The 14,014-nt window shown below is 63.9% G+C and carries 14 protein-coding genes; 11 read left to right on the top strand and 3 right to left on the bottom strand.

What is annotated here, in order from left to right; translation table 11 throughout:
* From A9D13_RS19835 to A9D13_RS19815, 5 genes are all read left to right on the top strand, one after another.
* Window positions 1-1,645 (top strand): electron transfer flavoprotein-ubiquinone oxidoreductase (locus A9D13_RS19835; RefSeq protein WP_244884880.1); only part of this gene is annotated, 1,645 nt, incomplete at its 5' end.
* 109 nt (window positions 1,646-1,754) lie between these two features.
* A complete protein-coding gene (locus A9D13_RS19830; protein ID WP_082922594.1) occupies window positions 1,755-3,554 on the top strand; it encodes a purine-cytosine permease family protein in 1,800 nt (599 codons plus the stop codon).
* 91 nt (window positions 3,555-3,645) lie between these two features.
* Window positions 3,646-4,476, top strand: a complete 831-nt coding sequence (locus A9D13_RS19825; protein ID WP_066778051.1) for a 4-(cytidine 5'-diphospho)-2-C-methyl-D-erythritol kinase — start codon at window positions 3,646-3,648, stop codon at window positions 4,474-4,476.
* Window positions 4,477-4,481: 5 nt separating this feature from the next.
* On the top strand, window positions 4,482-5,201 hold the full coding sequence (locus tag A9D13_RS19820) for an N-formylglutamate amidohydrolase (protein WP_308420427.1): 720 nt from the start codon (window positions 4,482-4,484) through the stop codon (window positions 5,199-5,201).
* A 72-nt stretch (window positions 5,202-5,273) separates the two neighbouring features.
* Window positions 5,274-5,678: a hypothetical protein gene (locus A9D13_RS19815; RefSeq protein ID WP_066778044.1), complete on the top strand. Its 405-nt coding sequence runs from the start codon at window positions 5,274-5,276 to the stop codon at window positions 5,676-5,678.
* 213 nt (window positions 5,679-5,891) lie between these two features.
* Here A9D13_RS19815 and purM read toward each other — a convergent pair whose 3' ends face one another.
* Window positions 5,892-7,004: a phosphoribosylformylglycinamidine cyclo-ligase gene (purM, locus tag A9D13_RS19810; protein WP_066778062.1), complete on the bottom strand. Its 1,113-nt coding sequence runs from the start codon at window positions 7,002-7,004 to the stop codon at window positions 5,892-5,894.
* 177 nt (window positions 7,005-7,181) lie between these two features.
* Here purM and A9D13_RS19805 point away from each other — a divergent pair, with 177 nt between their 5' ends.
* From A9D13_RS19805 to A9D13_RS19790, 4 genes are all read left to right on the top strand, one after another.
* Window positions 7,182-8,492, top strand: coding sequence for a heavy-metal-associated domain-containing protein (locus tag A9D13_RS19805; RefSeq protein WP_229665578.1), 1,311 nt, complete (start codon window positions 7,182-7,184; stop codon window positions 8,490-8,492).
* A gap of 30 nt (window positions 8,493-8,522) precedes the next feature.
* Window positions 8,523-9,176: a hypothetical protein gene (locus A9D13_RS19800; RefSeq protein ID WP_066778037.1), complete on the top strand. Its 654-nt coding sequence runs from the start codon at window positions 8,523-8,525 to the stop codon at window positions 9,174-9,176.
* Between the two features lie 78 nt (window positions 9,177-9,254).
* Window positions 9,255-10,007, top strand: a complete 753-nt coding sequence (gene epsC, locus A9D13_RS19795) for a serine O-acetyltransferase EpsC (protein WP_082922593.1) — start codon at window positions 9,255-9,257, stop codon at window positions 10,005-10,007.
* Between the two features lie 37 nt (window positions 10,008-10,044).
* Complete coding sequence (locus A9D13_RS19790) at window positions 10,045-10,383, top strand: DUF2794 domain-containing protein (protein WP_066778035.1); 339 nt, start codon at window positions 10,045-10,047, stop codon at window positions 10,381-10,383.
* Here the strand turns inward: A9D13_RS19790 and A9D13_RS19785 are convergent.
* Entirely contained in the window at window positions 10,380-11,438 is a 1,059-nt protein-coding gene (locus A9D13_RS19785; protein ID WP_066778032.1) for a hypothetical protein, read from the bottom strand. The two genes, A9D13_RS19790 and A9D13_RS19785, sit on opposite strands and share 4 nt — an antisense overlap.
* A 72-nt stretch (window positions 11,439-11,510) precedes the next feature.
* Window positions 11,511-12,212 (bottom strand): phosphoglycolate phosphatase, encoded by a 702-nt coding sequence (gene gph, locus A9D13_RS19780; RefSeq protein WP_066778029.1) that lies wholly within the window; start codon window positions 12,210-12,212, stop codon window positions 11,511-11,513.
* A 96-nt stretch (window positions 12,213-12,308) separates the two neighbouring features.
* Here gph and glmU point away from each other — a divergent pair, with 96 nt between their 5' ends.
* Together glmU and A9D13_RS19770 are read left to right on the top strand one after the other, a co-directional pair.
* Window positions 12,309-13,673, top strand: coding sequence for a bifunctional UDP-N-acetylglucosamine diphosphorylase/glucosamine-1-phosphate N-acetyltransferase GlmU (gene glmU / locus A9D13_RS19775; protein ID WP_268235858.1), 1,365 nt, complete (start codon window positions 12,309-12,311; stop codon window positions 13,671-13,673).
* Window positions 13,670-13,990: a hypothetical protein gene (locus A9D13_RS19770; protein WP_066778027.1), complete on the top strand. Its 321-nt coding sequence runs from the start codon at window positions 13,670-13,672 to the stop codon at window positions 13,988-13,990. Before glmU ends, A9D13_RS19770 begins: the two co-directional genes overlap by 4 nt.
* Window positions 13,991-14,014 lie beyond the last annotated feature (24 nt).

Below are 14,014 nucleotides of genomic sequence, written 5' to 3'. Positions count from 1 at the left end.
ACGCGAATCCATGCCTTATGATGTCGTCATCGTCGGTGGCGGCGTTGCGGGATTGGGCGCCGCGATCCGGTTGAAGCAGGTGAATGCGGATCTTGAGGTCTGCGTGCTTGAGAAGGGTTCGGAGATCGGCGCGCATATCCTGTCGGGCGCGGTGGTCGATCCCAAGGCGCTGGACGAACTGCTGCCCGACTGGCGCGATGACGATTGCCCGATGGCCGAGACCCCGGTGACGGATAACTGGCACTGGACGCTGTCGGCCAAGGGCAAGTTCGCGATGCCGCATCTGGCGATGCCGCCCTTCATGTCGAACGATGGCAATTACACCGGTTCGCTGGGCAGCCTGTGCCGCTGGCTCGCGGAAAAGGCCGAGGGGTTGGGCGTGGAAATCTTCCCCGGCTTCCCGGCGGCCGAGGTGCTTTATAACGATGACGGTTCGGTCAAGGGCGTGGCGACCGGCGACATGGGCGTGGCCGCCGATGGCAGCCACAAGGCCGATTACCAGCCCGGCATGGAACTGCACGGCAAATACACGCTGTTTGCCGAAGGCGCGCGCGGGTCGCTGACCAAGCAGCTGAAGGCGAAGTTCGACCTTGAGGCGAATTGCGAACCGCAGGTCTATGGCCTTGGCATGAAGGAATTGTGGGACATCGATCCCGCCAAGCACGTGCCGGGCCGCGTTCTCCACACACAGGGCTGGCCGCTTAGCGAAAACGATGCGTGGGGCGGCGGCTTCCTCTATCACCAGGCCAACGGGCAGGTGGCCTTGGGCTTCGTGGTCGCGCTGGATTACGCCAACCCGTATCTGTTCCCGTTCGAGGAATTCCAGCGCTGGAAGCAGCATCCTGAAATCCGCTCGATCCTCGAAGGCGGGAAGCGCGTTTCCTATGGCGCGCGCGTCATTAACGAAGGCGGCTGGCAATCGGTGCCGAAACTCACCTTCCCCGGCGGCGCGCTGATCGGATGCAGCGCGGGCTTCGTCAATGTGCCCCGCATCAAGGGCAGCCATACCGCGATGAAATCGGGCATGCTCGCGGCCGAAGCCGTGGCCGAGGCCATCGGCGCCCAGCGCGCGGGCGACGAGGTCGTCGATTACGAGACGACATTGCGTTCGAGCTGGATCGCGGATGAACTGAAGAAAGTGAAGAACGCCGAACCCGCCGTCGCCAAGTTCGGCGGCGCGCTGGGCACGGTGATCGCGGGCGCGGACATGTGGATGCGCACGCTGAAGATCGGCCTGCCGATCACCATGAAGCACCACCGCGACTGCGATCAGACGATGCGCGCCGATCTGTTCAAGCCGATCCAGTATCCCAAGCCCGATGGCGTGATCAGCTTCGACCGTCTTTCCAGCGTGTTCCTGTCGAACACCAATCATGAGGAAGATCAGCCCTGCCACCTTCAGCTCAAGGACCCGGATGTTCCGCTGAAGATCAACCTGCCGGTCTATGCCGGGCCTGCGGCGCGTTACTGCCCGGCGGGGGTGTATGAATATACCGGTCTCGACGAAGAGGGCGCAGAGCCCAAATTCGTGATCAACGCGCAGAACTGCGTCCACTGCAAGACCTGCGACATCAAGGATCCGACGCAGAACATCAACTGGGTCACGCCCGAAGGCGGCGGCGGGCCGAACTACCCTAATATGTAAGTGCGTCCTTCCGGGAGCCGGGGCTGGCCCTTGGGGTATGTGCGGTTGCAGCGTTTTTCTAATTCTGCATAAGTGTCATTCCCCCAAATCCCCCGCTTCCCGGAAATTCATGACCGCCACATCATCCGACACCATAGCGCCCGGGGCAGCCGCTCCCGGCGCCGGTCCCGCCCAGCATAGCGGGCAGCCCCCGCATAAGCGTCATCTGGCAGGCGCGATTCCGCCTGCGGCCCGGCACGTTCGCGAATGGCGCTATTTCGCGGGGCTGTTCGGGGGCGAACATATCGCTGCCACCGAATTCGTCATCGGCGTGACCTTTGTCACCATGGGTGTCGACACGATGAACCTGCTGGTCGGCCTGTTGATCGGCAATTTCATGGCGGTGCTCAGCTGGACTATCGTCACCACCCCGATCGCGGTGAAGACGCGTCGTTCGCTCTTCACCTATCTCGAACAGATCGCGGGGCCGGTCTTCACCAAGATCTACAATCTCGCGATCCTGCTGTTCTACGGTTCGCTGGCCGCCGCGATGATCACCGTGTCGTCCTATGCGCTGCGGTTCGCGCTGGGGTTGCCGGTGCAGCTGGCGTGGTATCCGACATCGGTGCTGTTCATCGTGGCCACGCTGGTGCTCGGCGCGGTGGTGGTCGCGGTCGCATCGCGCGGGTTCGAGGCGATGGCCAATTTCGCCACGATCTGCGCGCCATGGATGCTGACCTGCTTCATCTGCGGAGCGGCGGTGGCACTCCCTGCCATCGCCCTTGAAGTGACAGGCGAGGCGGGCTTTGGCAATTTCGATGGGTTCCTCGCCGCCGCAAGGGAGGCGATCTGGACCGGCACGACGCTGGATGGCGAACCGGGCATATCGGTCTGGGAAGTCGCCGCCTTTGCATGGGCGAATGGCGCGATGGTGCATCTGGGCCTGATCGACATGGCGATCTTCCGCTTTGCGAAGAAAAAATATTACGGCGTGTTTTCCTCTGTCGGCATGTTCCTTGGCCATTATGTCGGCTGGATCTCGGCGGGGCTTATGGGCGCGGGCGCGGCGATCATGGTGGGCAAGTCGCTGACCGCGATGGATTCGGCCGACGTCGCATGGGGCACCTTGGGCTATATCGGCATTCTCGTCGTGATCTGCGCCGGGTGGACGACCGCGAATGCGTGCCTCTATCGCGCAGGTCTGGCGGCCGCGACGCTTATTCCGAACATGTCGCGGCAGAAGGTCACGGCGGGCGTGGGCGTGGTGATCGTGATCGCGGCCTGCTTCCCCTTCGTCGCGCGCTCGGTCATGCCGCTCACCGTTTATGGCGCGATCCTCTTGTGCCCCATCGGCGCGATTGTGATCGCCGAACATTACCTGCTGCCGCGCATCGGCCTGACCCGATACTGGTCGCGCTATCACGATAAGAGCCTCAATCCCGCCGCCCTCCTCACATGGGGCGTGGCGCTGGCCTTTGCCGCCACGATGGTGGTGACCGAATGGATCAGCTTCTATTATATCTTCCTGCCCGAATATGCGTTGAGCCTGCTGCTTTATCCCGCGCTGGCCGCGATGATGGGCGCGCGCGACAACTGGCCCAAGGACGAGGCGCACCAGGCCGAACGCGAAGCCGCGCTGATCAAGTTCGAGCGTAAACGCGACGCAAACGCGCAGCAGCAGGCCGAGGACGAGGAGGAAGATCCCTCGAACGAACACACCGCCCGCATCGCCAAATGGCTGCTGCTGGGCGCGGTGGTCATGCTGCTGTCGATGATCGGCCTTGCCGTGCAGATGAGCTTTTCGTCCCCCACGGCAGAGGCGCTGGTGATCATGCGGTCCAGCTTCTTCTTTGCCGCAGTTACCTGCACCATCGGCTATTTCATCCTTGCCATGCTGGCCATGCGCGTGACCGACGCGAATGAGGCGTGAGTTATCGGTAATCTGGCAAGGGGGGTGGCACGAAAGCCGTTCAATCCCGATATGACAGGGACTGAACACCCCTGCGAACGGAGGTAACGGCTTGAAAGCCATCGCCTATGCCAAGATCAATCTTGCCCTTCACCTGCGCCGCAGGCGGAAGGACGGGTATCACGATCTGGAAACCGTGTTCGCCTTTGTCGATGCAGGCGATCTGCTGTCGGTAAAGACCGGACAGGCCGAGGACCGGATCGAGGTCGTCGGCGAGTTCGCGGGCGCTTTGGCGGGCGCGCCGGTGGGGGACAATATCCTCGCCGCCGCGCTGAACGCGTTTCCCCGCCCGGGTGCCAATGGTCCTGACGGCTGGCACGTCACGCTGGAAAAGAACCTGCCCGTCGCGGCGGGGCTGGGCGGGGGGAGCGCCGATGCGGGCGCGCTCATTCGCCTGATCTGCGAGACTTATGGCTGGCCCGATGACTGGCGCGAAAGGGCGGCGAAGCTGGGCGCGGACGTGCCCGCCTGCGTCATTTCGCAGACCTGCGTCGGCACCGGCACGGGCACGGACCTTACCGTGGTCGAAAGCGACCTCACCGGCATGTCGGTGCTGCTGGTCAATCCCCGGAAGCCGCTCTCCACCGGCCCGGTGTTCAAGGCGTGGAACGGCATCGACCGCGGCCCCTTGCCCAAGGGGTCGGTTCGCGAACAGGCGGTCGCCGGACGCAATGACATGGAGGCGGGCGCCCGCACGCTCGTCCCCGAAATCGCGGGCGTGATCGGCGCGCTCAAGGGCACGCGCCCATGGCTTGCCCGCATGTCGGGATCGGGCGCCTCGTGCTTTGCAATCTATGATGGCGAGGATCAGCGCGACGCCGCCGCTGCCGAGATCGCCGCAAGCCACCCCGAATGGTGGCAGATGACAGGAAAACTGCTTTGAAAATCGTGAACGACCCCAATTTCCGCCAGATCGGTGAGCCGGTTCCCGGCGGCATCGTGCTGGTATCCGACCATGCCTCCAACTTCGTGCCCGAAGACATCCCGCTGGGCGTCACGCAGGATCAGCTCAATGACCACATCGGCTGGGACATCGGCGTTGCCGCCATTGCCGAGCGCATGGCGCGGCGCCACGCGATCCCCGCGCATCTCGCTGCCGTCAGCCGTCTCGTCGTCGACCTCCACCGCGAGGAGGACCACGCCAAGCTGATCCCGCAGGACAGCGATGGCGTGCTGATCCCCGGCAATCTGGGCGCAGACCGCGAATGGCGGCTGGAGCGCTTCTATCGCCCCTATCACGATGCGATGGCGGCATGGCTCGATGCGGCGCAGCCGGGGCTGATCGTCTCGCTCCACAGCTTTACCCCGCAGCTGGCCGATAATCCAGACGAGCAGCGCCCATGGGAAGTCGGCCTCCTCTATAACGAGCAGGGCGAAGCGGCCCGCCACGCGATCCGCCTGTTTCAGGAATATGGGCTGACGGTGGGCGACAACGAACCCTATTCGGGCAAGCTTTTGAACGCGACGATGAACCGCCACGCCGAAGCCCATGGCCGCCCCTATCTTGCCATCGAGGTGAGGAACGACCTGATCCGCGACGAAGGCGGACAGGCGCGCTGGGCCGACATGATCGCAAGCGTGGCGCGCGGGGTTCGGGAGCTGGTTTAGGTTTTCGGCGGTTTTTTGGGGTTTTGGCTGCGAGCCGTTGCAGTTACGGTGCAATCCGGTTTTAATTGCTGAATGAAAAACGCATTCGGTTTCAAAAAGTGGTTGGAGCAACTATTGCCGATAGCGGCAATCGCACTCGGCTATGTGCTCTCGTCTCAGCTTCTAGGCGAGGAATGGTTCAAGGGCTTCATGCTCTTCATACTTGGCCTAAGTTGCGGAGACTTGCTGAAGGCATTTACTCCTACAGCGACCAACTCCGAGGGTCCTGCGATGGCATGGGACGAAATGTATGCCAGCGATCGCCTCGCCTACTTTCTTCCCGCAATCACTTTATGCGTCGCCGGTTTTCTGGCGGTCATCATGGCGAGCCAACTATCTCATGCTACGACGGACTGGGGCCTTTATTTAATGGCGGTCGTTGTTTTGGCTAGCGGGTTCTCTCTAGGCTTCCAGCTATGGGCGAACCGCAAGGCTTAAAGTGCAAAGTCTGTTTTTCACGATGTCCCCGCCCTTAGCGTCATAATCCAAACACCCCAAACCCGCCGCAGCCACGGCAAAGCCGCGGCTGTCACGTTGAACGGATCGCTGCGGGCTTAGCGCCCTTGCGTCCGCCAGCCGAAGCGCCGCTTTTGGCGAATTTGGACTCCGCTTGCTGCGCAATGCTCGCCCTAATTGCCGGGCGGCTGCCGCTCACCCCTCGTGTGTCGCGCTCCAGTCGGCGCGCGCAGACCATTCGCCCGCGTCGCCCGAAACCGTGCAGCCGCGCGTGCCAGCTCGGATTTCGCCAATCACGGTGACTTCCTCACCCGCTTCCTCAAGATCGACGGCCAGCTGCACCGCCTCATCCGGCGATACCGCCAGTACCATGCCGATGCCGCAGTTGAAGGTGCGCGCCATTTCCTCGGGTTCGATATTGCCCTGCGCCTGCAGGAAGGCCATCAGGCGCGGCTGTTCCCATGCGCCCGCGTCGATATGGGCGTGCAGTCCCTCGGGCAGAACGCGCGGCACGTTTTCGAGAAGACCGCCGCCGGTTATATGCGCCAGCGCGTGAATGCGCCCGGCACGGATCGGCTCCAGCAGGCTCTTCACATAGATCTTCGTCGGCGCGATCAGCGCGTCGATCAAAAGCTGTTCGTGATCGAACAGGGCGGGGCGATCAAGCTTCCACTCCTTGTCCGCGGCAAGGCGGCGCACCAGCGAATAGCCGTTGGAATGCACGCCCGAACTGGCAAGGCCAAGGAGCACGTCGCCCTCTGCCACGGCCTCGCCTGTCAGCTGCTCGCCGCGCTCCACCGCGCCAACGCAGAACCCGGCAAGGTCGTAATCGCCCGCCGCATACATGCCCGGCATCTCTGCCGTCTCGCCCCCGATCAGCGCGCAGCCTGCCATCTTGCACCCCTCCGCAATCCCGGCGACCACGCGGGTCGCAACGCCGTTCTCCAGCTTGCCGGTCGCGAAATAGTCGAGGAAGAAGAGCGGTTCGGCCCCCTGCACGATCAAGTCGTTCACGCACATGGCGACGAGGTCGATGCCGATATGGTCATGCCGGTCGAAATCGATGGCAAGCTTGACCTTTGTCCCCACGCCGTCGTTCGCCGCGACCAGCAGCGGATCGTCGTATCCGGCCGCCTTGGGGTCGAAGAAACCGCCGAAACCGCCCAGCTCACTGGTCGCGCCGGGGCGGGCGGTGGATTTCGCCAGCGGGCCGATCGCCTTTACCAGCGCATTGCCTGCCGCGATCGAAACGCCCGCCTGCTCATAGCTGTAGCTCTTGGGTGTCTCGTTTTCGGGGGTGTCGGTCATGGCGAATCCGTATTCCTTTTCCGGGCGGGTCGTGCACCCGATGCGCCGGGCAGCCGTGAAAGGCAAAGCGCCTATCGCTTTCGCGCTTGGATTTCCACGCCCATTTGGGCAAAGAAGCGGGCATGAGTGCTTATCCGACCTTGCCGCGCGACTGACCGGCACCCAAAAGCATCCGCGATGACCGTGCGTTCTTCCCCTCTATCCGTCGCTGCGCGCCCTGCATGGCTGCGCGCCGAAGTGCTGCGCCCCGTGATTCTGGGCAGCGCGCTGGCCTGCGCGGGTCTGGCGGGCTGGGCCGTGTGGGCGCAGGTGGAGGGCGATCGCGGCATTGCCCCCATCGCCAGCACCGGCGATTTTGAGGTCGATGGTATTTCCGTCGTCGCCACCGGCGACGATGCGATCGAGGCGCGATCGAACGGCTGGCGGCAAGCGCAGAGGAAGGCGTGGGAGATCCTCTATTCGCGCACCCATGGCGGAGCCAAGGCGCCCGAGATCCCCGATTCGCGCATTGCCGAGCTTGTCACCGCCGTCGCGGTGGAGCGCGAGGAAATCGGCCCGCGCCGCTATGTCGCGACGCTGGGCGTGATCTTTGACCGCGCGCGGGCAGGGGCCCTGTTCGGCGAGACCGGGGAAATGACGCGGTCCGCGCCCATGCTCGTGCTGCCCGTCACCTATTCGGGCGGCGTCGCGCAATTGTATGAAATGCGCACTCCTTGGCAGCGCGCCTGGGCGCAGTTCCGCACCAGCGCCAGCCCGATCGATTACGTGCGCCCCTATGGCGCGGGCGGCGAATCGCTGTTGCTGAACGCGGGGCAGGCGTCGCGCCGCAGCCGCAGCTGGTGGCGCACGATCCTCGATGAATTCGGCGCTGCCGATGTGCTGATCCCGGTGGCAAGGCTGGAGCGGCAATGGCCGGGCGGTCCGGTGAAGGGAACCTTCACCGTGCGCCATGGCCCCGACAATAACTATATCGACAGCTTCACGATGACGGCGGCCAATGATGCCGAACTGCCCGCCATGCTGGAAAAGGCGGTCAAGCGGGTCGACGAGATCTATTCCGCCGCGCTGGCCGATGGCACGCTTCGCATCGACGATACGCTGGATGTCGAAGAGGAATCGATCGATCCCGCACTGATCGAGGCGCTGACCCGCGAACTCGCTCCGGAAGAGGCGGAGACGCCCGCCCCCACGACCGAGATGGTCGATACGCCGGCAGAACAGCCCGCTACCGCACCCCCGCCGCCCGCGACGGCGGCGCGCTATACGGTGCAGGTGGCGACGCCCGATCCGGCGGCGCTGGATAATGCGCTGCAGACGATCAACGGCACGCCCGGCGTTTCGGGCACGACCGTGGGCAGCCTTGCGATCGGCGGAACTTCGGTGCTGCAGGTCGGCTTTGCAGGTGATCTGGATACGTTGGCCGCGGCGCTGCGGGCGCGCGGCTGGACCGTGCAGCAGGGCAGCGACGCATTGCGGATTTCCCGATAACGGGGTTTTCGCGCTAAGACCGCAGCCGTCATGTCTGGAAAAGCCGGAAAATCACCCTTTGCAGGCCAGATCCCGCTGCCGCTGAAGCAGCGGGCCGATGTCATGCGCATCATTGTCGGCCAACCGAACGAGGGCGTGTTCGAAGCCTGCCGCCATGCGCAGGACTGGCCGTTTCGCACCGCCCTGCTTTGGGGAGAGCCGCGCTCAGGCAAGTCGCTGATCGCGCGCTGGTTCGAAAACAGCGGTCTCGGCGATGTGATCGACGATGCGCAAGGGTGGCAGGAGGATGCGATCTTCCACCGCTGGAACCGCGCGCAGGAAACGCGCCGCCCGCTGCTGATCGTGGGGCCGCCGGTGCCCGATGGCTGGAAAATCACCCTGCCCGATCTGCGTTCGCGGCTGGGGCCTGCACTCAATCTTCGCATCGATACGCCCGATGATGACATGCTGGCAGGACTGATCGAGGCGCATGCAGAGGCGCGCGGGCTTGTATTGGCGGACGGGGCCACCACCTATCTGGTTCCCCGCACCCCGCGCAGTTTCGCCGGGGTCGAGGCACTGGTCGCCGAAATCGACCGCATCACGCTGGAACGCAAGGTTCCGGCAACGCTCGCCATCTGGCGCGAAGCGCTGGAAATTGTGCTGGGAGGCGGCCCGGCAGGAGAGCAGGAAGAGCTTTTGTAATCGCTGCGAACCGGCGGTTACCGGACCGGAAATCCGGCCCTGCTTGCGGCAGGGCCCTGCAAGTGCGAGAATGCAGGCATGTTTGAACGGCTTATCGAATATCTCGATTCCGTGGTGGAGCGCGATCCATCGCCGCGTTCGCGCTGGGAAGTCCTGCTCTATCCCGGTGTGCTGGCACTGGGCATGCACCGTATCGCGCACTGGCTTTATGGCGGCGGATTGTTCTTTGCCGCGCGTTTCGTGAATCATTTTGCGCGCTTTCTGACCAGCATCGACATTCATCCCGGCGCGCAGATCGGGAAGAACTTCTTTATCGACCACGGCTTTTCCGTCATCGGCGAAACGGCGGAGATCGGCGACAATGTCACGATCTACCAATGCGTGACACTGGGCGGCACCAATCCGACCAATGGCGTTCCGGGCAAGCGTCACCCGACCTTGCTGGATGGTGTGATCGTGGGTTCGGGCGCGCAGATCATCGGCCCTGTCACCATCGGCAAGCGCGCGCGCATCGGCGCTGCGGCGGTGGTGATCGAGGATGTGCCCGAAGGCGCGACCATGATCGGGCAGAAGGCCCGCTCCACGCTGGTCGCGGCGGAGACGTATCAGAGGCAGTTCATGCCCTATGGCACCCCGTGCAAGGACCCGTGCGAACCGGTGATGCCGCGCGTTGACGAGCTGGAAGAGCAGATCGCGACATTGAAGGCGGAGATCGACCGCCTGCGCGCCGCCGAGGGGCATGGACCGCTGACGATGCCCGAACGCACCGCGCCGGAGCCCGAACCGATCGCCAATCGCGAAGATCGCCGCGATGAGGTGGGCAACGGATGATCGTGGCTGACAGGTCGCCCCTGCACCGGGGCGCTGCATGAGCAATATCGTTCCGCTTCCCCGTTCGGGTGCGAGCCAGATCGGTTTCGACCGCTTGGAACTCAACCGCATCCTAGACCTGTATGGCCGCATGGTCGCTGCCGGTCAGTGGCGCGATTACGCGATGGATTTCGGGCGCGATGCCGCCAGTTTCTCGGCATTTCGCCGCGCGGCAGAACGTCCGCAGGTGCTAATCGAAAAACGCCCCGCCTTGCGCGGCAAACAGGGCATGTGGACCCTGTTCGGCGAAGCGGGGCAGGTGCTTAAACGCGGGCACGAACTGGCCGGCGTTCTCTCCATCCTCGAACGCCGTTTGCTGAAAGTGGTCGACGACTAGGCCGCCACCGGGGCCGGGAGCGGCTCTGCGTGAAGCGGCGGCAGCTTTTCCCGAAGTTCGGCAGGCAATAGAGGCAAGAGCGAGGCGCGAAGTTTCGCCCAGAATGTCGAGAGCATCAGCAGCGCCGAGCCGATCACCAGTGTCGTGATCGAAACGCCACCTTCGATCGCGCCGAACGCTTCTACCAGCTGACCCAGCGCATAGAGCACATAGGCGAGTGCCGAGACCAGCAGGGCGCGCCTGTCGATTGCCAGCGCGACCAATCCCATCACTACATAGGTCGCGATGATCGCGGCTGCGCCGATGGTGTCCATTCCCGTTGCGGAAAATACGCCATAGAAAGAGAACAGCGGGTGGATGATCATCGGCGCAGCCAGCAGGTGCAGCCAGAATGCGACATCGCTGCGGCGCGTCAGCCGGGCGGGATCCTGCGCGTCCCAATACATGGCAAAGGCAAAGACGCAGATGCCGCAGACAAGTACCACCGGCGGGACCGAGGTTGCGGCCAGCGGGCCCAGCACGACCTCTATCACCGAAAGCAGGCTGGCGACCGCCATGCCGACCAAGGCAGCCGTGCCGGCGGCAATCGTGATGGGAACGCGAAAGCGCCGCCAATGGGCAAAGGCGGCGATGGCCGCAATCGGCCCCGCCGGGATCAGGAACCAGTCGCGGTTATCGCCTGAAACCAGCTCTGCCCCGATCAGCGGAAGCAGCAGCGCGCAGGACCCGATAAAAGCGATGGCGAGCACGATGGAGGGGAGGGCCATGCGGCGTTTGAGCGCGAAATATTCGCTCAGCGCCCATGACAGCGCGCCCACCGCCACGGCGGCAAGCGGCAGATAGACGGCATTGCCGATGCTGCCCACGGCGACCAGCAGCAACACGGCTGCGATGGTGACGAAGATGTCGTTGAAGCTGTTGAGGAGGCGGAAATTCTCCTCGCTCCCACGCGGCATGCCGCGCAGATGCGCCACGTGATCGCGCAGTCCCTGCGCCGCCTCCCGGCTCAACGCCCCGGCGGCGACCGCCGAATTGAGATCGTCTTCGCTATACATGCTGCCCCCGTTCCGGCGTCGGTTCCCCCGAACCGATGTCCCTCGCCATGAAAATGCAGCCTAGCGAGGGATTTACAATTCCGCCAGTGCCGGGATCAGCGCGTCGTAATGGTCGATCAGCCGGTCCGCGCCCAGATCCTCAACCGCCATGCCGGGATAGCCGAAGCTGACCGCGATGCTGGGCATGCCCGCCGCCTTGGCCGCGTTGATGTCAAAGGCGCTGTCGCCGACGAATGCCGCGGGGCCGCCGCCGCATTTTTCGACGAGGTGATGCAGCATGTCGGGTTTCGGCTTGGCCCGCTCGGTCCCCAGCGTGTCGCCGCCGACGATGACGGCAAAACGGTCCGCCAGCCCCATCTCCTCCAGCAGGTGGCGGGCAAGGCCCTCCAGCTTGTTGGTCGCAACGCCCAGCGCGATGCCTTCGCCCGCCAGCCGGTCGAGCGCGCGCTCCATCCCGTCAAACGCGCGCGTGTTGACCGATATATTGGCACGGTAATGCGCCAGCAGTTCGGCATAGAGCGGTTCGAGCAGTTCAGGGTCGACCCTTTCGCCAGCGCTGCCAGCCAAGGCCCGGGCCAGCAACTTTTTCGCCCCGCCGCCGATCAGGCCGCGCACTCCGTCATAGGGCAGGGGCGGCCGGCCCCCGACCTGCAAGGCATGGTTCAGGGCCGCCGCGATATCGGGCGCGGTATCCAGCAGCGTGCCATCGAGGTCGAAGCCGATGGCGCGAAAGCGCAGCGGGAAACGAATTTCAGGGTTAGTGCGTTCAGTCATTGCTGTGAGCGCATGCCCGCCACATATGGAAACCGCAACAATTTGCTGGCAAGCCGGTCAGCATATACCGCCAAAGACACAACAGACGGGACGACCTTGACCCAGACCCCAGATTCCCAGCTTGCCGTTATCGTTCTTGCCGCAGGCAAGGGCACCCGCATGAAAAGCGCGCTGCACAAGGTGCTGCACCCCATCGGCGGCAGGCCGATGATCGAACATCTCGTCGCTTCGGCGCAGGAGCTGGAACCCGCCCGCATGATTGTCATCACTGGCGATCTGCGCGAACAGGTGGAAGAGGCGCTGGCATCACGCGCCGAATTCGCGCTGCAGGACAAGCAGCTGGGCACCGGCCACGCCGTGCTGCAGGCGCGTGAGGCGCTGAGCGGGTTTCATGGCGAGGTGCTGATCCTTTACGGCGACGTTCCGTTCCTGCGATCCGCCACCATGCGCGCCATGCGTGAACGGCTCCATGAAAGCGATAATCCCGCTGCCGTGGTGCTGGGTTTCCGCCCCGACGACACGCGAAGCTATGGCCGCATCATCGCCGACGACAATGGCACCATCGCCAAGATGGTTGAGCACAAGGACGCGAGCGAGGAAGAGCGCGCCTGCAACCTGTGCAATTCGGGTGTGATGGCGGTGCGTGCCGATGTGCTGTTCGCGCTGCTGGACCGGGTTGGCAACGATAATGCGCAGGGCGAATATTACCTGCCCGACATCGTCAATCTGTCGACCGCCGATGGCCAGCCATGCGCCGTGGTCGAAACCGCGGACCAGGCCGAGGTCACGGGCATCAATTCCCGCGCCGAGCTTGCCGATGCGGAAAGCCAGTGGCAGCAGTTCAAGCGCGCCGAGGCGATGGACGCGGGCGTCACGCTGCGCGCGCCCGAAACCGTGTTCTTCAGCTGGGACACGAAGCTGGCCGAGGACGTGGTGATCGAACCCAATGTCGTTTTTGGCCCCGGTGTGGAAGTCGCGACTGGCGCGACCATCCGCGCCTTCAGCCATCTGGAAGGGGCAAGCGTGGGCGAAGGCTGCGAAGTCGGCCCCTATGCCCGCCTGCGACCTGGCGCGGTGATGGAGAAGAACGCCAAGGTCGGCAATTTCGTCGAGATGAAGAAAGCCACGCTGGGCGAAGGTGCCAAGGCAAATCACCTCACCTATCTGGGCGATGCCACGGTCGGCGCGGGCGCGAATATCGGCGCGGGCACCATCACCTGCAATTATGACGGCTATTTCAAACACCAGACCGTGATCGGGGAGCGGGCCTTTATCGGCTCCAATTCCTCGCTGATCGCGCCGGTGAAGATCGGGGCCGATGCCATTGTTGCAGCCGGCAGCGCGGTCACGCGCGATGTTTCGGATGGCGAATTGCGGCTGGTCCGCGGAGAACAGTTCGTGAAGCCCGGCTGGGCCGATCGTTTCCACGACACGATGAAGAAGCGGAAGGCAGGCAAGTGAGCGAAGATCCGCGCTACAAGGGCAAACCCTTCCTGCGCCTGCTCGACAGCTATGTGCTGTCGGCCACCGGCTGTATGCACGAAGATGCCGAAAAGGCGCTGACCGCGATAGAGCCGCAACTGCACAAGGCCTATGGGCTGCAGGGCAGCTGGAAGAGCATTGTCGAGCAGCGCATGAACTTCCCTGCAGGCATGCAGGGCGCGATCCGCGAAGTGTGGGACAAGGGCGCGATGAAGTTCATGGAAGCCAATGGCGGCACGCCGCCCGACCCGCGCGAATTCACGCGCCATTTCGTCGATACCAAATTCCCGCACTGAACCGCGGGCGGAGGGAATAGAATA

Origin of the sequence: Croceicoccus mobilis, assembly GCF_001661965.1 — a bacterium.
Classification (GTDB): domain Bacteria; phylum Pseudomonadota; class Alphaproteobacteria; order Sphingomonadales; family Sphingomonadaceae; genus Croceicoccus; species Croceicoccus mobilis.
Note: the sequence above shows the minus strand (reverse complement) of the source record. Positions and strands in the feature narration are given on the sequence as shown.

Excerpts from the sequence above, each read along its gene's own strand:
- A9D13_RS19785 (WP_066778032.1), bottom strand. The coding sequence starts at position 11,438 with ATGTATAGCGAAGACGATCTCAATTCGGCGGTCGCCGCCGGGGCGTTG.
- purM (WP_066778062.1), bottom strand. The coding sequence starts at position 7,004 with ATGACCGACACCCCCGAAAACGAGACACCCAAGAGCTACAGCTATGAG.
- A9D13_RS19830 (WP_082922594.1), top strand. The coding sequence starts at position 1,755 with ATGACCGCCACATCATCCGACACCATAGCGCCCGGGGCAGCCGCTCCC.
- A9D13_RS19805 (WP_229665578.1), top strand. The coding sequence starts at position 7,182 with ATGACCGTGCGTTCTTCCCCTCTATCCGTCGCTGCGCGCCCTGCATGG.
- A9D13_RS19815 (WP_066778044.1), top strand. The coding sequence starts at position 5,274 with ATGAAAAACGCATTCGGTTTCAAAAAGTGGTTGGAGCAACTATTGCCG.
- A9D13_RS19800 (WP_066778037.1), top strand. The coding sequence starts at position 8,523 with ATGTCTGGAAAAGCCGGAAAATCACCCTTTGCAGGCCAGATCCCGCTG.
- A9D13_RS19790 (WP_066778035.1), top strand. The coding sequence starts at position 10,045 with ATGAGCAATATCGTTCCGCTTCCCCGTTCGGGTGCGAGCCAGATCGGT.
- gph (WP_066778029.1), bottom strand. The coding sequence starts at position 12,212 with ATGACTGAACGCACTAACCCTGAAATTCGTTTCCCGCTGCGCTTTCGC.
- epsC (WP_082922593.1), top strand. The coding sequence starts at position 9,255 with ATGTTTGAACGGCTTATCGAATATCTCGATTCCGTGGTGGAGCGCGAT.